Here is a 20,149-nt window from a genome sequence, read left to right as displayed (position 1 = left end):
ACGGCATTCCGCGTTGCGTTTTGGTCCTCCGCCACGCGGGATGCTATCGATTCCATGTTCGTCAGTATCAGTTCAGCACCTGACTGAACCGCTACTTTTTCTGGCCAGCGATCGCGTCCTTGATCAGCGCGGTGACTTTCGCGTCGTCGCGTTTCATTGCGAAATCCAGAATGGATTCATCTCTACTGTTTTTCGCCTTTGGGTCAGCGCCGCGGCGTAAAAGTTCTTCCACCTGTTGAGCACTGCCGACGCTCACCGCAGCACTCAGTGGCGTCATTCGCATTTTGGATTCCGCGTTCACATCGGCTCCACTTTCCAGCAGCAGCTCGAACACTTCCTCCGCCTCGGACTTGCCAAAAATCGCGTGGCACAGCATAGGAATGTCGTGTGCTCCTGGCATCGTGTGCAAGTCTTTGCGAACTTTCAGCATTTCAGCAACGACGTCTTTCATCCCCAGCATTACCGCGGCGAACGCATCCAGTCTGGCACCGTGGTCCAGCAACAGCGTCGCGATTTCACGACGGCCAACATGAGAGGCGGCTCCCAAACCGGTTTCCCAGTCGCCGCTTCCCCAATCGCGGGCACAGTTGACGAGCGCCGGTTCTTTCTTGAGCAGGCTCTTGATCGTTTCGATGTCGCCATGTGATTTGGCAACGAAGATGTTGACCATTTCCTGGTCCAACCGCTTCGAGTCGTCGTCCTGAGAGGACAAAATTGAAACCGAAGGCAGGGCTCCGATCGCGACACAGCCGGAAAGAAAAAGACGACGTTGATTCATGGCAGGATCCTCAGGAAGGTTGGAAGTTGAGGCCTGATTATACAACTTGTTGATCAGCTCAAACAACAATTAAATCGCTTCGTTGCACTGGCACTTTGCGGGCGAATCGTCGGTTTGGGCTATAATGATGGCGTCCACAAATCCGAAGACTGGAGCCATTGACCATGCTGGAGTTCATCGGGAAAGGTAAATCCCACAACTGCAACGGCACCACGCGCCGCGACTTTCTGCAAGTCGGCACATTGGGCGCGATCGGCCTGTCGTTGCCGCAATTGATGGCCGCCGAAGCCGCTGCGCATATGTCCGCGGCCGATGCGAAAGGAGATCCGCACGATGATCGATCGGCGATCATGATCTTCAACCTCGGCGCGCCCAGCAATATCGACCTGTGGGACATGAAGCCCAATGCACCGCGCGAGATCCGCGGCCCCTTCAAGCCGATTACGACCAACAACGACACGTTTCAGGTTTCGGAACTGCTGCCTGAACACGCTAAGATCGCGGACAAATTTTCGTTGGTCAGATCCTGTCATCATCTGGGCGCCGCGGTGCATGATGCGGGTTGGCAAGTCATGCAAACGGGCCGCGTTTTTCAGGGCGGAGTCGAAACTCCGCATGCCGGTTCGGTGCTGGAATATTTGCGAGGCCGGAAATCGGACCTTCCGGCACACGTGCTGCTTCCGCAAAAGATGGGACGCGGCGGCGGCAATATGCCTAACGGACAAGCCGGTGGTTTTCTGGGAAAGAAGTTCGATCCGTTTGAGCTTTCGGCTGATCCGTCAAAGAAAAATTTCAAGGTGCCCGACCTGTTGCCGCCAGAACAGATCGGAACCGCCAGGCTACACCGCCGCCGCAAGATGCGAGACATCGTTGACCAAACAGTGCGTGATTTCGAAGCCAGCGAAAACGCTCGCATGATGGAAGAGAACTTTCACGCGGCGTATCGTTTGATGACCAGCAAACAGGCTCGCGAAGCCTTCGACCTGGGCCAGGAATCGGACAAGGTTCGTGAGAGGTACGGGATGAATCGTTTTGGCCAATGTTGTTTGCTGGCCCGTCGTTTGATCGAAGCCGGCGTTCGCTTTGTGACGATCAACACTTTCCTGACCGTGTTCGACGAAATCACCTGGGACATCCACGGCTCGAAACCGTTCACTTCGATCGAGGGCATGAAGAAAGACGTTTGTCCGATGTACGACAAAGCCTACGCGGCCTTGATTACTGATCTTGATGAACGCGGCTTGCTGGACAAAACGCTGGTCTGCAATCTGGCTGAATTCGGTCGCACGCCTCGAGTCAATCCTGCCGGTGGTCGCGATCACTGGCCGCAGTGTTTTAGTGTTTATTTCGCAGGCGGAGGAGTGCAGGGCGGTCGCGTGATCGGCAGCAGCGATCCAATCGGAGCCGTTCCCGCGGAGGATCCGTATCAACCAAAGGACATCGTCGCCACGATTTTCAAGAGCTTGGGGTTGGAGTTGGAAACCGAATTGCCTGGCCCTGGTGGGCGTCCTTTTCCGATCGTGGATTACGGAGCGAAAGCCATCAAGGGGTTGTTCTAACGTCAATCAATACAGGCACGGCGGGATCGAGTCTTCGCGTTTCGTGCCCGCCTGAGTTCTTTGCCGCTGCCAATCCAGTCCACTCAGTTGCACATCGCTAACGAACGCATCGTGCTCGCACAACACAAAAAATATGAAACATCCAATCACCATTCTGCTTTTGTTGCTCGCAAACGTTTGCTTTGCACAAGACCAGGCCGCGGACTTTGTGACCTTTCGCAATGACGTCTTGCCAGTTCTGTCAAAAATGGGCTGCAACTCGGGCGCCTGCCATGGAGCACTTGCCGGCAAGGGCGGATTTCGACTTTCGCTTCACGGCTACGATCCCAAGTCCGATCACTTCAACATTACTCGCGAAGCCCGCGGACGACGTCTCGAACCCTCCGACCCCGGACGCAGTCTGCTGCTCACCAAACCGACCGGAGTGGTGCCTCACAAAGGCGGCGTTCGATTTTTAGAAGACTCCGACGCGTATCGAATTTTGCAAGCCTGGATCGCGAGCGGAAACAGCGCACCGACGCCTGCGGATCCTGAAGTTTTACGCGTCGAGATCAAGCCTGACGCTTCCACGATTAAAAAAGGAGACGCCGAGAACCTTCGCGTCGTCGCACATTTCTCTGACGGAACCGATCGAGACGTCACGCCGTGGGCCAAGTTCACGTCTGCGAACGGCGCGGTCACCGAAGTCGATCAAGCCGGAAGAGTATCCGTTATCGGCCACGGAGAAAGCGCTGTTACGGCCTGGTACTCCAGCAAAATTGGCATCGCGCGTGTGACTTCGCCGTTTCCAAATCAGGTCGACGGTGAACTGTTCGCGTCGTCTCCGAAAGTGAACTTTATCGACGAACTTGTACTCGAACAGTTGCAACGATTGAACTTGCCACCCTCTCCGCCGGCGTCGGATGAGGTCTTTCTGCGAAGAGTTTTCCTCGACACGATCGGCAAACTTCCGACTCCGGCTGAACGCGACGAATTTCTCAGCAGCGATGACGCCGACAAGAAATCGAAACTGATCGACGAACTGCTGCAACGTCCCGAGTTCGTCGACTATTGGACCTATCAGTGGTCCGATTTGTTATTGGTTAACGGCACGAAGTTGCGTCCCAAAGCCGTCGAAGCGTTCTACGAATGGATTCGGAAAAACGTTGAGGCCAACACGCCGTGGGATCAGTTTGTCCGCGAGATTTTGACCGCCAAAGGCAGCAGCGTCGAGAACGGCGCGACCAACTTCTATGCGTTGCACCAGGATCCTGAAAACATGGCGGAGAACGCAAGCCAGGCATTCCTGGGGCTATCGATCGCGTGTGCGAAATGCCACAACCATCCGCTCGAAAAATGGACCAATGATCAGTATTACGCGTTCGCGAATATGTTCTCGCGAGTTCGTGCCAAAGGCTGGGGCGGCGATGCCCGAAACGGAGACGGTGTCCGCACGCTGTTCCTGACCAGCACCGGCGAACTGATCCAGCCGATCACTGGAAAGGCTCAGCCTCCTGCGCCGCTTGATGGCGAACCGCTGGAGTTCGATGACGTCCGCGATCGCCGCGAGCCGCTGGCGGACTGGATGACTTCTCCGGAGAACCCTTATTTCGCACGTTCGATTACGAATCGGGTTTGGTCGCGATTCTTCGCGGTCGGCCTGGTCGAAGACGTCGATGATTTACGAGTTTCCAATCCGGCCAGCAACGAAAAACTGCTCTCCGCCACCGCCAGCTATTTGATCGAGAAAGACTTTGATCTGAAAGAGCTGATGCGAGCGATTCTGAACTCGGCGACTTACCAACGCAGCAGCGAAACGGCGCCGGGTAACGGAACCGAAAGCCGTTTCTATTCGCGATACTACCCGCGCCGTTTGATGGCGGAAGTTTTACTCGACGCCGTGTCCGATGCGACGGATGTGCCGACCGAGTTCAAGGAAATTTTGCTGCCGGGGCAGGGTGTCAAGAAAATTGAAACGCCTTACCCGAAAGGTACTCGCGCGATCCAGTTGTACGACTCGGCGGTGAAGTCGCGTTTTTTGAAAACGTTTGGTCGCAACGATCGCGAGATTACTTGCGAGTGCCAACGCACGGACGAACCGAGCATGGTGCAAGTGCTGCACATCGCCAACGGCGACACGCTCAACGAAAAACTGGAATCGAAAGACAATCGCGTCGACAAACTGATGGCCGAGTTCGATGACGATCGGGAACTGATTCGGCAGGCCTATCTGCTGACCTTGGTTCGCGAACCGACGGAAGAAGAATCGGCGGCGCTGCTGGCCGCGATGTCGAGTGCAACCGAAACGGCAGGCGGCTCCAATCGCCGCGAGCTGGTCGAAGATCTGTTCTGGAGTCTGATGAGCAGTCGCGAATTTTTGTTTAACCATTGAACGATATGAAATCCTTTCTGATCATCGCCTTCTGGTTCTTTGCGGCATCCGTGTCGCAGGCACAGGACGCGGACAATTCGATCGACTTTGAGTCGCAAGTCGCGCCGATTTTGACGAAACACTGTGCCGGTTGCCACAATGAAGACACGGCAGAAGGCGACTTCAGTGTCGATTCTTTCGAAAGCATCGTCGCTGGAAGCGCGGATCGTCACATTGTCAAATTGATGCGCGGAAGTGAAGAGCCGGCGATGCCACCAGAAGACGATTTCGATCGCGTTCCAGAGCAGCAGATCGCAATCGTGGAACGCTGGATCAAGGAAGGCGCCAAGCCGACGGAAAACGCTTCGAAGAAGCCAAAGCTGGCAATCGCTTCGCCCAACTGGGACGCGAAAACAGAGAGCCAGCCTTCGATTCTCGCTGCTGACTGGTCGCCCGATGGTGGCACGATCGCGGTGGCTCGATTTGGATCCGTCGAGTTGTTCGATGCGGAAACGCTGCGGCCGAAACATCGCTTTGATTCGCTGCCTGGCAAAGTCAATTCGGTGCAGTTTTCTGCGGATGGCAAGTCACTGATCGCGGCGACGGGGATTGCTGGCGTGGGTGGCCGAGCCCTCGTTTGGGAAACGGTTTCGCATGAAAAGCGACTTCAAATCGACGGACACAACGACGTGCTCTACGATGCCGTAGTCAGCCCAGACGGCAAAACGATTGCGACGAGTGCTTACGACAAAACGATTTTGCTGTGGGATGCCGCGACCGGAGAACAGCTTCGCAAACTCAAGGGCCACAACAGCGCTGTCTACGATCTTGAGTTCAGCCCCGATTCGAAAAACTTGCTCAGTGCCAGCGGCGACCAAACGATCAAAGTTTGGAACGTCGCCAGCGGTCAGCGGCTCGATACGTTGGGCCAGCCGTTGGCGGAACAGTTTACCGTCGGCATCAGTCCCAATGGTTCTCTGGTCGTCGGCGGTGGGCGAGACAATCGGCTACGCGTCTGGAAGTTGGCGTCCACCGATGCTCCGGCGATCAATCCGATTCTGTTTTCCCGGTTTGCTCACGAAGCCGCCATCGTGCGAATGGAGTTTTCTTCGGATGGGTCACGATTGCTCACGTCGGCCGAGGACAAAATGATCAAAGTCTGGGAGACCGATTCGTTCCTGCAAGTTGGAACGCTGGAGCAACAGGATGAGATTTGCAGTGCGATCGCTATTTCGCCGGACGCAAAACGGATCTTTCTGGGACGGCTGGACGGTTCAATGGAGGTCGTCGATGTGCCGGCCGAAGAGGGAGCAGTTGCTTCTGCGAAATCCGTCGTGGCGAAAGAGACTTATAAAAAAGAGCCCGCCAAACCGGTGGCCGTCGATGAGGCCGAACCCAACGATGCGTTTGCGGACGCGCAGCAAGTCTCCATTCCTGTCACGGTCTCAGGGACGATTCGTGAATCGAAAAACGGCGCTGACGCGGACTTGTTTCGCTTTCGTGCGAAGGCCGGCCAGTCGCTGATGTTGGAAACCAAAGCGGCGAGGGACAAGTCACCAGTCGATACTCGCATCGAAGTGCTGCACACCGATGGGACGCCGGTTTCACAAGTCGTTTTGCGGGCCGTACGCGATTCCTATTTCACGTTTCGCGGCAAGGATTCCGACACGAGTGACGATTTTCGCGTGCACAACTGGCAGGAAATGCAGCTCAACGAATATCTGTATGCCAACGGAGAAGTGAACCGTTTGTTTTTGCATCCGCGCGGCCCGGACTCCGGATTTCGTGTCTTTCCGGGAACAGGAAAACGGTTCGGTTACTTCGGCACGACGGCGATGTCGCACGCGTTGCAGGAGCCCTGCTACGTTGTGGAGGCCTGGCCGCCAGGGACCACGTTTTTGCCAAACGGATTGCCAGTTTTCGAGTTGAACTACGAAAACGATGACGACTCGCGGCGTGAACTCGGCAAAGATTCGAGGCTGAAATTTGTTGCACCGAATGATGGTGACTTTCTGGTTCGGGTAACCGACGTGCGAGGATTCGGCGGAGAAGATTTCAAGTATCAGCTGACCGTTCGTGAAACCAATCCGGATTTTGAAATCAAATTCCACGGCGAGAAAAGCATCTTTGCAGGAAGTGGCAGTGAGTTCAGGCTGGTCGCGAAACGGAAAGATGGATTTGAAGGCGAGATTCAAATCGAAGTCAAGAATGTGCCTCCAGGTTTCTACGTGACATCGCCGTTGAGGATTGAAGCCAATCACGTCGAGGTGATCGGAGCGATTCATGCTCTGGATACTCTCGAAGGTGCTGGTGGGACTGCGAAAGGTATTACGAAAGAGCAGGCCGACGCCATTTCGTTTCACGCCACCGTAGAGATCGCTGGTGAAGTTCTGTCAAAAACGTTTCACGGCGTTGGCGAAATGAAACTGGAGGAAGCCGAACCGAAAGTCGTGTGCCAGATCGTTCGCGACAAGGATGACTCGATGCCTGCGGAACGGGACTTCGATCATCCGCTGGTCTTCGAGATCCGTGCTGGCCAAAGCATTCAGGCTCACGTGGTCGCCAAACGAAATGGCCACGACGGTCCAATCAAGTTCGGCAATGAGGGCTCAGGCCGAAACCTGCCACACGGAGTTCGGGTCGATGATCTCGGGCTCAATGGCCTGATGATCCCCAAAGGCCAAAACCGGCAGCGCTTTTTCATTAAAGCCGAATCGTTCGTTGAGCCACAGACGCGGATGTTTCACTTGAAAGTGGACAACGTCAACAAGCTCGTTTGTCCGCCGGTGATCCTGAAAGTTTTACCCGCGGAGTGATCGGACCGCGATGGAATCGAACCGCGATGGGATGCTGGCGCGGCGGACATCAAAGCCACTCATTTGGCTGCAATGCCAAAGCTTGCTTGGGGCATGCGCAGCGTTGATAATGCAGGTCTCTGTAGACCACCATTCCATTGAAAGACCACGATGTCTCTTGCTCCCGCTATCGGAAGCGTGGTGACGATCCTGTCACTCGCTCTCTTGTTACCACTATCCACTATCGCCCAAGTGCCAGAATCGAACCCCGAATCGAAGCTTGGATGGTTCTCAGATTCAGGCGACGTCGGCGCAGTCGAAAACAAAGGCAGCGTGGTCTACAACGCGGAGGAGAAGTCGTACGTGGTTGCCGGTTCGGGACTGAACATGTGGTTCGGTGACGATCAATGTCAATTCGTTTGGCGAAAAATGAAAGGTGATTTTCTGGTTCGTGCGCATGCGGAACTGCTGGGCGAAGGCGTGGATCCGCATCGAAAGCTGGGCGTGATGTTCCGAAAATTTCTCGACGCAGACGCTCCCTACGTTGACATTGCGGTGCACGGAGACGGGCTGACTTCAATGCAGTATCGTTTGACCAAAGGAGCCGATACGCTGCAGGTCGAATCGAAACTGATGGGTCCAGATGTAATGCAACTGGAACGTAAGGATGGCAAATTCATCATGTCGGTTGCAAAGTTTGGCGATACGTTCTCGCAAGAAGAATTGGCCGGCCTTGATTTGGGCGACGAAGTCTACGTTGGAATTTTTGTGTGCTCGCACAACAAGGACGTCGTTGAAAAAGGAAAGTTCTCCAACGTCAGAATTGTCGTTCCTGTTCCTGACGACTATCAACCTTATCGCGACTACTTCGGCAGTCGGCTTGAGGTCATGGATGTTGAGACCGGGCATCGAAAGATCATTCACACGACAGAAGATTCAATGCAGGCGCCGAACTGGACGGTCGATGGCAAAACGCTGATCTACAATCGCAACGGCAAACTCTACAACTTCGATTTGGCCAACAGCGAAGTGTCGCAGCTCAATACGGACTTCGCGATCAAGAACAACAACGATCACGTTCTGTCGTTCGACGGCAAGCAACTGGCTATCAGCCACCACAGCGCCGACCACGACGGAAAATCGATGATCTACACGATGCCGGCAACGGGAGGCACACCGAAGCTGGTCACAAAACTGGGGCCGTCGTATCTGCACGGATGGTCGCCTGACGGCAAGTTTTTGATTTACACCGGCGGTCGGGACGACAAATACGATATCTACAAAATCCCATCCGACGGCGGCGATGAAGTTCAACTCACGAAAGACTCCGGGCTCAACGATGGCTCAGAATTCGGTCCTGACGGGAAAATTTACTTCAACTCGACGCGAACTGGCACCATGGAACTATGGCGAATGAACGCCGACGGATCCGGGCAAACTCAGTTGACGGACGACGAATATAACAACTGGTTCCCGCACGTTTCGCCTGACGGAAAGACGATTCTGTTCATTTCCTATTCGAAAGAAGTCGAAGCAGCGGACCATCCGTTCTACAAACACGTCTATCTTCGCAAGATGCCGATCGAAGGCGGCAAGCCGACCGTGGTAGCGTATCTCTACGGCGGTCAGGGAACGATCAACGTTCCGTCGTGGTCTCCGGACGGGAAGAAAGTTGCTTTCGTCAGCAACTCGGATGTCTCGAAATAGAGTCAACGGAAAGCCAGACGACACATGAAAAAAGCCCGGCGGGAAAAACCGCCGGGCTTCTTCGATTGAAACGTGCTCGATCAATGTTGGAACTAGGTTCCAGCTTCTTCTTTAGCAGGTGCAGCTGTCTTTGAAGCTTCAGCTGTTGCTTTTTCAGCAGCAACCATCGCTGTAACAGCAGCCTTGTATTTGGCTTTGGCCAAAGTCAAACGAGCTGTCATGTTGCAGCTGGTTTTTTCTTCGCCGATGACGTAAGTCATTTCTTTGCCAGTTGTTTTGGCGATTGAGCCAGCTTCGTTCGGGCAGCTGCAAGTTTTCTCGCCAACTGCGTAAGTCATTTTGACGTCTTTGATTGCAGTCTTGACCAGTTCAGCAGTTTTGCCAGCTTCAACCGGGCACTTGCATGACTTGCCAGCAACAGTGTGAGTTCCGCTTACGCTGCATGTCTTTGGAGTAACGAATTCGTTAACCATCGATTCTGTTTGCTCAACGAGCGAAGTGTAAGCTTCTGTTTTGTCTTCGAAAACTTCTTTGCCAACGACGAAGTGAAGCTTGGCTTCCTTCTCTTTAGCCAGCTTCGCAGCAGACTCAGCGCAACCAAGATCTTCGGTGCCAACTCGGTAAGTCATCTTTGGCAATTTTGCCATTGCTGCAGTGACCGGGCAGCCGTTGCAGCAACCTTTGGCGCATTCTTCGCCAGAGCACTGTGTTGCGGGAGCAGTCGTCGCAACTGTTGAGGTAGCGTTCGCGGTGCACTTTTCGCACTTCTTCGCTTCTTCTTGAGCACCGACTGAGCTAACGAACAATGTCGCCACTGCCAGAAGGGAAAAAGTTAAAACGTTCTTCATTTGGATCTCCAGATTTATAGGAACTTGTAACCGGTTAAAGTTGCCAATTGGAATTGGTGACTGCTTGATGTGAGTTACCAATCGGTTACATCTTACGGAAAAATTGTGCAGATGTTCAATAGATTCCGGGGAAGATTTTCCAGTGTGATGCAGTCCACGTTTAGGCCCAAAATGCCGGCAAATTCTGGACAAAGTCCGCAGAAACTGCATTAGGCCATCCTCGACCTTTCAGATACGATGACAGCATGACAAGAGACACTTCATTGAAAACGCTGCCAAAGGATTCGAAGCCAGAAAATCCTCTGGACCCAAAGCAAAGCGAGTGGAGACGGCTGAGAAACCGGATTATCGCCGGTTTGTTCGTTTTGCTGCCGATCTACATCACCTACGCCATCGTCAAGTGGCTGTACGTGACCCTCTACGACTACGCGATTGGGCCCATCGCGTCGTTTATTCGCGAGTACACGTTCAAGGAAGCCGCCATTCCTGGCTATATCCTTTACGCGCTGTCCGTCGTTCTGGCAATGTTCGTAGTGCTGTCGATTCTGATGATCGCCGGCGTTTTTGCCAAATCGCGTTTGCTGTCAGTCACCAACTGGTTCCTGCACAAAGTCCCAGGTGTCAACACGATCTATCGAGTGGTCAGCAACGTCTTCGAAGCGCTCTCGAAATCGACGGAAACTCCGGATTTCAAGCGGGTGGTGTTGATCGAATTTCCCCATCCGGGGATCAAAGCACCGGCTTTTGTAACATCCGAGTGCACCGATACCAGCACTGGCGCGACGATTTTGTGCGTCTATGTCCCGACAACCCCCGTGCCGACATCCGGATACATGCTGCTGGTGCCGGAAGAGAAAGTTGTAAAGTTAGACTGGAACCTCGAAGAGACCCTCCAGGCGGTGGTCTCAGGCGGGATTACGGTCCCAAAGGAAGTCCGCTGGGCGTGAGATTTGAAGATCCGGAACTCGGAACTCCAAAAACTTGATGCGCTCAAACTCATTCAGGCATGTCGCTACGCAAGTCCGCCGCTCATGTCGCCGTCGGACCAGTTTTCGCCATCGTTGTAGTAATCATCCAGGTAGCCTTCGCTCGGTTCCGTTTGCGACCCGTCAAGGCCAAGGGCACAGCGAAGTTCCTCGAATCGTTTCAGGTACTTTTCTGATGAACTGTGAACATGTTCCGCTTCGGTGATGAACTGCATCGCCTGAGACTCGCTAACGCCTGCTTTCTCGAGCGTGAACTCAAAATGCTCAAGTGGACTGCCGTAGATGATCAACAGCTTGTGTTCTTCGAATTGAACTTCCTGAGGTTTGGCAGGATTCAATACGGCGATTCCGGTACACCCGTCATTGAGCAGCAGATCTTCGTAGTCAAAGAGCACGCTCTGTAGAACCGCCATGTCGATATTGTCGCGATAGAAATCGCGATGGCCGTTGGAATCTCCTTCATGGCTTGATTCAAGAACAACGTCGACGACGGGGCCGAGTTTCTCGATCAGTTCCATGAACAGAGGGAACAGCTTTTCTTTCGAAGCCGCTGCCATCACAACAGGAATCGAAGTACCTGACTCGTCATCCTGATAGTTTTCATGGCGATAGCCCTCGGTCGGCTTGATCTTCAGATCCAAAGCAGGCCGAACGGCGTCGGTCAGTTGAAACTGGTCATATTTGTTGATCTCAAGATGGGCGGCCAACTCGGAGTCAGTCACCTGCTTGAAGCTGTTACTTTTGCCCCCATGGGGCACCGATGCTGACGAATCACTCTGGCCGTTATTTCCAGGTGGCTTCGGCGGCAAATTAAAATTGTCTTCGAAAAACTGTTCCAAAAAACTCATCGCAAACCTCGGGTCATGGTTGGACGGACTCCGCTCACTCACTCGCAGCGGACGGTTGAGCCGTCAACGAACTCTAGGTCGCCCTTAATCCCCATCCGGAAAGGTTGACCTAGTCCCTTTTTTTCAATGAACTTTCTGGCTGTATAATCCTCAAAACCCGAATCACCTGGCGTTTGCCCTGGTGCTCTGACAAGACACTTTTACAAATCTCGCAGTTGCTTGGGCCATTCATGATCCCTCAACCTACTTTGAGAACTTCCCGGCTCGAATTGAGGCAGTTTTGTCCTGCCGATGAGCAACGCGTCGCCCTGCTCGCCAACGACGAACAGCTTGCTCGAAACTTGAGAAGCTTTAGCTATCCGTACGATGTTGAAGACGCCCGGAACTGGATCAGCGAATTGTCATCCGAATGGGATCAGGGAAAGTCCGTCGTGTTTGGCGTCTGCTTGCGGCCAGCCGACTCCGGCCCCGCCAAACTGGTCGGCGCCATCGGAATCGTGCTCGATCGTCAGAGCAATCGAGGCGAGCTGGGCTATTGGGTTGGCCGTGATTATTGGGGGCAGGGGATTGCCACAGAGGCCTGTCTTTCAATGCTTGATTTCGCTTTCAGCCAGCTGGGACTCAATAAAGTCACCGCGGAATGCCTGGTCAGGAATCCGGCGTCGGCACGGGTGCTGGAGAAAGTTCAGATGCGGCAGGAAGGCTATTTCGAGAACCATTTTCGAAAAAATGAGACAGATGAATATTGTGATGTGAGGGTGTTTGGGCTGTTGAGAACGGCGTGGAACGCGAGAACTTAGCCCTGTTTTCACAATTTTGCTCCATGGCGGTCTGTTCAGCCTGCTCATTCAGCCACTGGGCGGGAAAATAGAGCTGGAAATTATTCCCAATATTGGTCCAGTCCGTACGAATTCCTCCACGACAGGTTTCGCGAATTTTAGAATGACATTCCCCAACACATTTACTGAGGACCAGGCACATGACAGAAACGGCTCAACGTGAAGGCACAAAAGTTACCTTTCTTGATCAAACGGGAGCGAAAAGCGTCGAAGCGGTCGTTTCAGACACGGTCACGGTTCGCAAGATTCTTCCCAGCATCATCACCAAGATGAATCTGCCGGTGATCGGACCTGACGGGCAGCCGATGAGCTACAGCCTCGATCACAAAGAAGGTGGCCGACGGCTTCATGAGGATCAAACTCTGGTCGGTTCCAGCGTGAACGATGGCGACCACCTGATCGTGTATCCGGAAATCGTTGCTGGCTAGGTCGCTGCGGAACCTGGATTCGTTGTGTTGACCGGTTGTGATTGTGGGCGACCAGTGGTGTGGCCAATCGCTGCATTGGTGATTGCCGAAAGGTCGCCCCATTTTCCAGCAGGATCGCTTTTTACGAGCCGGCAAATTTTGTAAGTAACCACAGAGGGTCAAAATCTTTCATGCGAAAATCTCCACGGCAAAGACGACTCGAAGCCGACTTTCGCTCGGTGGAAGAACTGGATGCAGAAAGTTCGATCTTCAGCTTTCAAGCCAGTGGAAGTCCGCCATCACGATATCGTTTGCAGTTCGTCGGTCCGGGGCTTTGTCGAGACTCGCGTGGAAAAGTCAAGATTGTTGATACCCATGAAGTCATCGTCGAACTTGGCGCGTCCTACCCACGGATGGTGCCAAACTTGCTCTGGCAGACGCCAGTCTTTCATCCAAACATTTCCAACAATGGAGTCGTTTGCCTTGGAGGTTACGGGACGCATTGGGTGCCCAGCCTGACCTTGGACGAAATGAGCACGATGTTGTGGGACATGATTCGCTACAAGAACTTCGATATTCAAAGTCCGTACAATCGCGACGCCGCGAGTTGGGCGAGAGATCAAAGACAGTTTTCATTTCCCTTGGACAATCGCGACATCCGCGATTTGGTAAACAAGCCCAAGGAGTCGCTTCACCAGTCGCAAAGTTCCGTCGAGCGGATCTCCGAATCGAAGGCTCAAGACGGAAAGTCTGTTTTTGGTGTGTTGGGAGCGTTGGCGAATCGGTTTCGGGATCGAGTTAACCGGTCCGAGTCTGAGGTGATCGATGTGACATCTTCGGCAGAACCAATTGCGGTGGAATCGAGTTCTGGCGAGTTTGATGATTCGGTTGGCTCGGAAAGCGAAGTCATTCGGCTCGACGAGTCTGATGTTGAAGTTGTTTCTGATGAAGTGATTTCCGTCGAAGTCGAACCCTCGGAGTTGCTTTCATCCGAATCGTCGTCGAGTGAAAACGAAAGTCCAGCCGAAGAGTCGGCTTTTGTGGATGCGTCCGAAATCGAAATCATCGAAGACGGCATTTCTTTTATTGACCCGGAAGACAATATCCAGCCCGATGTAGCGAATGAATTGAAAAATACTGGTATCGTGTTTCTGGATTAGATAACCTCGACAACGCGGTGAGTATATTGCTCCGCAGGTCGAACTTGCCACTCCCGCTCGCGGTGATTGCAGTCCGGAAACTCGCTCTCCTGATCACTTTCAAATTGAATCGCAACCCAAGGCTCGAATGAATCCTGAACCCAACAAAAGCGACCAAGAGACTTTCGTCATCGACGAAAACGATCGCTATTCTCGTCTGAAGCTGATCGGCTGGTGGGAGCAGGAAAGAATCGCGGCCGCAAAAATCCTGGTCGTTGGTGCCGGTGCTCTTGGAAACGAAGTGCTTAAAAATCTCTGCCTGTTGGGCGTGGGCACGATCTATATCATCGATTTTGACGTCGTTCAGGAATCAAATCTGACTCGAAGCGTCCTGTTTCGGTCTCGTCACGAAGGCCAGCCCAAAGCCTCGGTCATCACGGAGATGGCCTCGGACCTGAATCCTGACTGCACGCTGATTCCGATCGAGGGCAATGTGCTGACCGACATTGGGATCGGTTTGATTCGCGACATGGATGTGGTTATCGGCTGCCTCGACAATCGCGAAGCCCGACTGTGGGTCAATCGAATGTCATGGAAAGCAAACACTCCGTGGATCGACGGAGGTATTCAGGAGATCAACGGCGTCACCAAAGTTTTCGTTCCTGGCGATGGCCCATGTTACGAGTGTGGGATGACGGAAAACGACTATCGCTTGATTTCGCTTCGCTACAGTTGCCCTTTGCTGCGACAGGAGGACATTCAACAGGGGAAAGTTCCGACGGCTCCCACGATTGCATCGATCATCGGCGGCATGCAAGTCCAGGAGGCGCTCAAGTTGTTGCACGACCTGCCAACCGACGATGGTTCGGCGATGGTTTTCAATGGTGCCGCGAATCAGTTCTACAAGACAAAGTTCACACCGAAGGAAGATTGTCTTTCGCACGAAACGTATGAAGACGTGATCGAGTCGGAACTGACGCATGAGTCGACTTTGCAGGAGGTCTGTCAGTTTTTAGAGCTTGAAGAGGCGACGCTGATTCTCGATCGGGACTTTCTGGTTCGACTAAACTGTAGAACGTGCGAGTCTCACAAGCAGATCGATCGTCCACTGTGTTTGGTTGGTTCGTCCGAAGGAGTATGCGATTCCTGCCAACAACCTTTGCAGCCAGAAACAGTCAGCGAGGTTTCCCTCAATGGCGAGTTTGCAAACCGTTCGCTTGCGTCGCTTGGTATTCCGGATTGGGACGTCATCAAAATTCGCACGCCATCAGAGACGCGTTTTGTTCTCCTCAACAAGGCCGGCTAGCAGAGGATGTCACCGTGCGATCGGGTAACAATTTATTTCCTGAAGCCTTTGCACTTCAGGCGTTAAGAAACACGTTCAAGTAAACACATGAGTTCCGAGATTCAGTTTGGCGATGTCGAGCAGAACGAACCGCAGAAAGCAGTTCGGCCGGATCGGGATGCGCACTACTGTATCGCCGCGGTTGGCGAAATCGATCCGGACAACTTGCCGATTTACGTCGACCTTGATGTGATGCGTGACATGGAAGCCCACGCTCACACCAACACGAATGTGGAACTTGGTGGCGTGATGTTGGGAAAGCAGTGCATTGACGCGGACGGAAAGCCGTTCGTCGTCGTGACTGACTCGTTGCGAGCACGTCACTACGAGGCGACGCGTGGCAGTTTCAAATTCACGCACGAAACGTGGAGCCAGATTACTGGCGAGCGAAATCAGTTTCATCCCGAACTGGAAATGGTGGGCTGGTACCACACCCATCCTGGATGGACTGTTTTTCTTTCTCCGATGGACTTGTTCATCTGCAACAACTTTTTCAATCGAACGTTGGATGTTGCACTGGTGATCGATCCTTGCAACGACGACCGTGGCTGGTTCCAGTGGGACGACAGCCATCAGACTCAGCGAACCGGCGGATTTTATCTGACGTCGATTCGTTATCGCGAAGACGAATTGAATCATTTTGCCAGTCTTTATAATCACGAGCCGCCCATGAATGCTGATCCACGATATTCAGGCTATTCGATTCCCGGTTCTACAACCCAAGGTGCCGCTATGGACACTCGCAAACCGTGGTTTGATCTGTTGATGGTTTCCATGCTGTTGACGCAGTTGTTCTTCATGGGATTTATGGTGATGAAGCTGGGCGGCGCTGGCGAAAGTGCAACACCGGCTGACATAGACGCCGCTGCGGTTGCCGAAGACGATCCGTTGCTGGAAAACCGATCGCTGAAGATGGCGCTGTCGACGCTGGCCAACGCGCAGGGAAAAGACCAACTTGCTGAACAGATGTTGGAGATGGAGACCGATCGGCAGCAACTCGCGGCTGGTCTGGATGGACAGATGGCTCGCGTCGAATTGCTGCAGCAGGAGCGGGAGCGATTGATTGCGGAATACGACGTGCGCGACCGTCAGGTTCACGAGTTGTCCGAGCAGGTGACGTCGCTGCAATCCACGATTTCGACGATGGCGGAGAAAGCTGAGGACGCCAGTGCCGAAGGCGAATCGGACGAGTCGACGACGTTTGGTTGGGGCGCGCTTGTCGGAACTGCGTTGGTAAGTCTGTTGCTTGGTGGAGGAGGGATGTTCCTTGTGCGACGCGAAACCGACGATGATGTCGCGGTGGAACAGGAGGCATCCGAAATGAAGTTCGAGGCCGTATCGTCTGACACAGGAGGCTAAAGATGGCTGGTGTAGCGATTCTTTTGTTTGTCGTTTTTCTGCTTGGGGCGTTCGCCATCGTTTTCGGGATGGTGAATCTGCTGACCGGCACCGGAAGGTCGCGGAGAAAACGGCGTCAATCCAAAAATGCCATTCTCGCTCCGATACGAAGTCGCTTTGGCGCCGAGAACCTTCGCCCCAACAGGCTTGGTGAAGTAAACGTGTTTCGACCAGCTTTGCTTTTCGACTATGGCCGCACGATGGCGAGGCTGAAGCATTTTGGCACGCCGTGGGGAAACGCCGCCAGAAAAACAATCCTGGAAGTTGATTTTGAGCTGCCTGTCGGACAGACGCTGAGTGTCGAAAGTCGTAGTCTGGATTCCGATGCGGCTGTCGAAAATTTCGAAACGGGAGACGCGGACTTTGATCGGCAGTTTTGCGTACACGCCAGCGATCCGGTTTTCGCAAAACAACTCTTAACTGACGCCGTCAAATGGAAAATGATCGAACTGAAGGGTTTGCATCCCGCTGAGATCCGATTCGAGTTTGAAAACGATCGACTGCGGACGATTTCAAAGCAGTGGTTCCGCCATGGTCGGGACCTGCTGGATTTCGTTCAGGGAGGCCTCGAATTGTTCGACCAGCTGATGCTGCACAAAGCCGACGGGTTGGAATTTCTGCGCGAGAACCAGGCCGCGGTGATCGAGGATTTTCGCTGCCCGATATGCAGCGATGACGTGATGCACGACATGGTCGTTTGCAAGCGATGCAAAACACCGCACTGCGCCGAATGCTGGGAGTACAACGGAAAGTGTGCGACGTTCGCTTGCATGGAAGAACGCTGCATTCGCGTTCAAGAGCACGAACTCTAGCCAGACCTGTCAGGCCCAAATTATCGTTTCGCTTCGCCGCCGCGAACAAGGATCAAGTACTGGCGAAGCTGCTGATCTGAATCGTCGAGGAACTTGTCCAGTTCTGCTTGCTGCGACTTCGGAATCGCAACTGGTTGACGGGCAGCAGTCTGAGCAGGGATGCCGGCTGCTGCAGTGGAAGGCGCGACTTCGACGTTGTCGGCACGACCGCCGAATCCGGCACCAGCATCACTGGCATTGCTGTCTTTTTTGTTAGGCGCAGGCGGGGCCACTGGTCGAACTTCTGACTTCATCGCCAAATCTGCCATCCCTCGGGAAGCCTGACCCAGCCCGTCGATCGGCGAACCTGACTTCAGAATCGGAGGAACCGGGCCAAGTGGAGTTCCAGTACGCGGAGTGCTTCGCGGCAACGCATTGGTCAACAGATGCTGAGCCAACGCCTGAGAAGGAGCCTCGAAGCTGGGCGGCAAATCGGTGGCATCGGCTGATTCTTCTGACGTTTCCTGAGTTTGGAAATTGCCTTGCACAAACTGTTGCTGAATCGCATCTGCGATCGGCGAATCCGTACTGCCAGGAAGCTGAATCATCTCGATGTCAGCATTGTTTGCAATCTGCGACATCGCCAGCTTCATTTGCTTCGGTGTCGCCGCAACATAAAACGCCTCTACGGCATCAGGAGATGGCGGCAGAATGTTTTGCTGGGGCTCACGTTTAACCTCAATTCGATTCGACTGCAGGATATCGCTTACTTTCGACTTTGCGACAGAGCTGTCCTGATTGACGCACCAAATTTGTCCAACGGTAGCGCATTGGCCGATCGCCAAATCGGAGTTGACGGATGACTGCTGAGGCCCCTGTTTCATCGGGGTTCCGGAGAGCGCGACGTCCGGTGTCTGATTCCTCGTAGCCATATCGCCAGGCAGACTTTCTGCATACGAGGTACTGCCCTTGGACAGCGGAGCGGCGGTCTTTGGTGCCTCATTTTCAGCGATCGATTGCAAAAATGAATCATCGCGCTCGGCTGCAAAGTCAACCGACTGCTTGCGCATCGCTGCTGTATCAGCGTCTGCGACCGACGAAGTTTTAGGTTCGCTCATTGCGATGTTGGACTCTGATCCTTGATTGTTTTGCCACAGCATGGCACCAACCATGACGACGCCGGCAAGCGAGGCGATCAGAGCGACGGTCGATTTCCATTCGAAGGCTTTTCCAGCAACGTTAGCGGCCGGAGCAGTTTCTTCGACTTCGCTTTCGACAGGCCACGCGCCCATGATGGCTTTGACCTGATCCATCGAAGCTTGCAACGTGCGATCCGCAAGATCATCGGCAGGCTGGAATTTCGGGAGTCGTTTCAGCAGGTTGCTTTGGCTGCGAATTTGCTCAACAGCAGCAGCGAATTCAGAATCCGAACCGCAGCGCAATTCGGCTGCGGCATTTTCGTGCGCAGGCAAATCGCCATCGACAAAGCGACCGGCAAGGATCAAGTCTGATTGTGAAAGGTCTTTTGACATTGTGTCGTGAAGTTGTTGGAAGTGTCCTGGTATGCCTGTTCCGTCGCAGTTGCTACGAAGCGTTCTCTATCGTTTCCATCATCTCGCGCAAGCAACTTCTCGCGCGATGCAGTCGGCTGCGAACGGTTCCCACAGGCAGTTGCAAAACGCCTGCGATGGCCTCGTAATCCATGCCTTCCATTTCTCGCAGAATCAGAATGCTCCGATGCTCATCCGACAGACGCTCCATTGCATCCATCAGACACTGAATCTGCTCGTCCTTTTCCATTCTCTCGCCAGGCCGCTCTCCGTCATCCGGAATCGCAAATCCTGGCGACTGTTCCTCGCCGGTTCCATAATCCAGCGACATCGTCGGTCGTTTCTTCCTCAGTTTCGAAATCGCCGCGTTATGAGCAATGCGATACAACCAGGTATAAAACTGACTGTTTCCCTTGAATGATTCAAGCTTGGTTAACGCCAGCACAAACGCGTCCTGAACCACATCCTCGGCTTCGGCTGGATTGCGCAAAAAATGCACCATCGCGTTGTAAAGCCGAGGCTGATATTTGCGGATCAGCTGTCCGAACGCTTCCTGCTCGCCAGCGATCGTTTGGGCGATCAGTTGATCGTCGTTCAGATTGTCGAGCGGAAGGTTCATTTATTGAGACGACTTGAGTCCGGGAAAGTTCCTGAGAGGCTGGTTTTTGTACGCGAATTCCCCAAATGCGTTCAAATCCGGGCCATTTGCGACCCTAAGCGAGTGCCTTTGCCGATTTTATCGAATTTTCACGAGCCGTGGGAATCCGTTGCGAGGATGACGGTTTGTGCGTTGGGGCACCAGACAAGGC

At 53.6% G+C, this 20,149-nt stretch carries 16 protein-coding genes; 11 read left to right on the top strand and 5 right to left on the bottom strand.

From position 1 onward, the window contains the following. Nucleotides 1-91: 91 nt before the first annotated feature. Complete coding sequence (locus tag MFFC18_RS21730; protein ID WP_148619036.1) at nt 92-778, bottom strand: ankyrin repeat domain-containing protein; 687 nt, start codon at nt 776-778, stop codon at nt 92-94. A 164-nt stretch (nt 779-942) separates the two neighbouring features. Between MFFC18_RS21730 and MFFC18_RS21725 the strand changes: the two genes are divergently transcribed. From MFFC18_RS21725 to MFFC18_RS21710, 4 genes are all read left to right on the top strand, one after another. After that, the gene (locus MFFC18_RS21725) at nt 943-2,337 is read left to right on the top strand and encodes a DUF1501 domain-containing protein (RefSeq protein WP_075083788.1); all 1,395 of its coding nucleotides are present in this window, start codon (nt 943-945) and stop codon (nt 2,335-2,337) included. A 133-nt stretch (nt 2,338-2,470) separates the two neighbouring features. Then, a complete protein-coding gene (locus tag MFFC18_RS21720) occupies nt 2,471-4,708 on the top strand; it encodes a DUF1549 domain-containing protein (RefSeq protein ID WP_075083789.1) in 2,238 nt (745 codons plus the stop codon). 5 nt (nt 4,709-4,713) lie between these two features. After that, nucleotides 4,714-7,503 (top strand): c-type cytochrome domain-containing protein, encoded by a 2,790-nt coding sequence (locus tag MFFC18_RS21715; RefSeq protein ID WP_075083790.1) that lies wholly within the window; start codon nt 4,714-4,716, stop codon nt 7,501-7,503. Between the two features lie 150 nt (nt 7,504-7,653). Continuing rightward, nucleotides 7,654-9,189: a TolB family protein gene (locus MFFC18_RS21710; protein ID WP_075083791.1), complete on the top strand. Its 1,536-nt coding sequence runs from the start codon at nt 7,654-7,656 to the stop codon at nt 9,187-9,189. 92 nt (nt 9,190-9,281) lie between these two features. Here MFFC18_RS21710 and MFFC18_RS21705 read toward each other — a convergent pair whose 3' ends face one another. Then, complete coding sequence (locus tag MFFC18_RS21705) at nt 9,282-10,037, bottom strand: hypothetical protein (RefSeq protein ID WP_075083792.1); 756 nt, start codon at nt 10,035-10,037, stop codon at nt 9,282-9,284. 245 nt (nt 10,038-10,282) lie between these two features. On the opposite strand from MFFC18_RS21705, the gene MFFC18_RS21700 reads away from it, so the two are divergent. Next, the gene (locus MFFC18_RS21700) at nt 10,283-10,984 is read left to right on the top strand and encodes a DUF502 domain-containing protein (RefSeq protein ID WP_075083793.1); all 702 of its coding nucleotides are present in this window, start codon (nt 10,283-10,285) and stop codon (nt 10,982-10,984) included. A gap of 65 nt (nt 10,985-11,049) precedes the next feature. Here the strand turns inward: MFFC18_RS21700 and MFFC18_RS21695 are convergent, their stop codons facing one another. Further along, nucleotides 11,050-11,871: a hypothetical protein gene (locus MFFC18_RS21695; RefSeq protein ID WP_075083794.1), complete on the bottom strand. Its 822-nt coding sequence runs from the start codon at nt 11,869-11,871 to the stop codon at nt 11,050-11,052. A 230-nt stretch (nt 11,872-12,101) separates the two neighbouring features. Here MFFC18_RS21695 and MFFC18_RS21690 point away from each other — a divergent pair, with 230 nt between their 5' ends. From MFFC18_RS21690 to MFFC18_RS21665, 6 genes are all read left to right on the top strand, one after another. Further along, entirely contained in the window at nt 12,102-12,671 is a 570-nt protein-coding gene (locus MFFC18_RS21690; RefSeq protein WP_075083795.1) for a GNAT family N-acetyltransferase, read from the top strand. Nucleotides 12,672-12,850: 179 nt separating this feature from the next. Continuing rightward, the gene (locus MFFC18_RS21685; RefSeq protein WP_075083796.1) at nt 12,851-13,138 is read left to right on the top strand and encodes an EsaB/YukD family protein; all 288 of its coding nucleotides are present in this window, start codon (nt 12,851-12,853) and stop codon (nt 13,136-13,138) included. 170 nt (nt 13,139-13,308) lie between these two features. Continuing rightward, nucleotides 13,309-14,277: a ubiquitin-conjugating enzyme E2 gene (locus MFFC18_RS21680; RefSeq protein WP_075083797.1), complete on the top strand. Its 969-nt coding sequence runs from the start codon at nt 13,309-13,311 to the stop codon at nt 14,275-14,277. A gap of 127 nt (nt 14,278-14,404) precedes the next feature. Continuing rightward, nucleotides 14,405-15,562 carry a HesA/MoeB/ThiF family protein gene (locus tag MFFC18_RS21675; protein WP_075083798.1) on the top strand — a complete coding sequence of 386 codons (1,158 nt, stop codon included), beginning with the start codon at nt 14,405-14,407 and terminating at the stop codon, nt 15,560-15,562. Between the two features lie 87 nt (nt 15,563-15,649). After that, nucleotides 15,650-16,960, top strand: a complete 1,311-nt coding sequence (locus MFFC18_RS21670; RefSeq protein WP_075083799.1) for a hypothetical protein — start codon at nt 15,650-15,652, stop codon at nt 16,958-16,960. A gap of 2 nt (nt 16,961-16,962) precedes the next feature. Then, a complete protein-coding gene (locus MFFC18_RS21665; protein ID WP_148619035.1) occupies nt 16,963-17,811 on the top strand; it encodes an RING finger protein in 849 nt (282 codons plus the stop codon). A gap of 20 nt (nt 17,812-17,831) precedes the next feature. Here the strand turns inward: MFFC18_RS21665 and MFFC18_RS21660 are convergent, their stop codons facing one another. Further along, entirely contained in the window at nt 17,832-19,322 is a 1,491-nt protein-coding gene (locus MFFC18_RS21660; protein WP_075083802.1) for a hypothetical protein, read from the bottom strand. Between the two features lie 52 nt (nt 19,323-19,374). Continuing rightward, nucleotides 19,375-19,959, bottom strand: coding sequence for an RNA polymerase sigma factor (locus tag MFFC18_RS21655; protein WP_075083803.1), 585 nt, complete (start codon nt 19,957-19,959; stop codon nt 19,375-19,377). Nucleotides 19,960-20,149: the final 190 nt, after the last annotated feature.

The organism is Mariniblastus fucicola (assembly GCF_008087665.1).
In the GTDB taxonomy this organism is placed as follows: domain Bacteria; phylum Planctomycetota; class Planctomycetia; order Pirellulales; family Pirellulaceae; genus Mariniblastus; species Mariniblastus fucicola.
The sequence above is the reverse complement of the archived record's forward strand: the minus strand, read 5'-3'. Positions and strand labels throughout refer to the sequence as shown.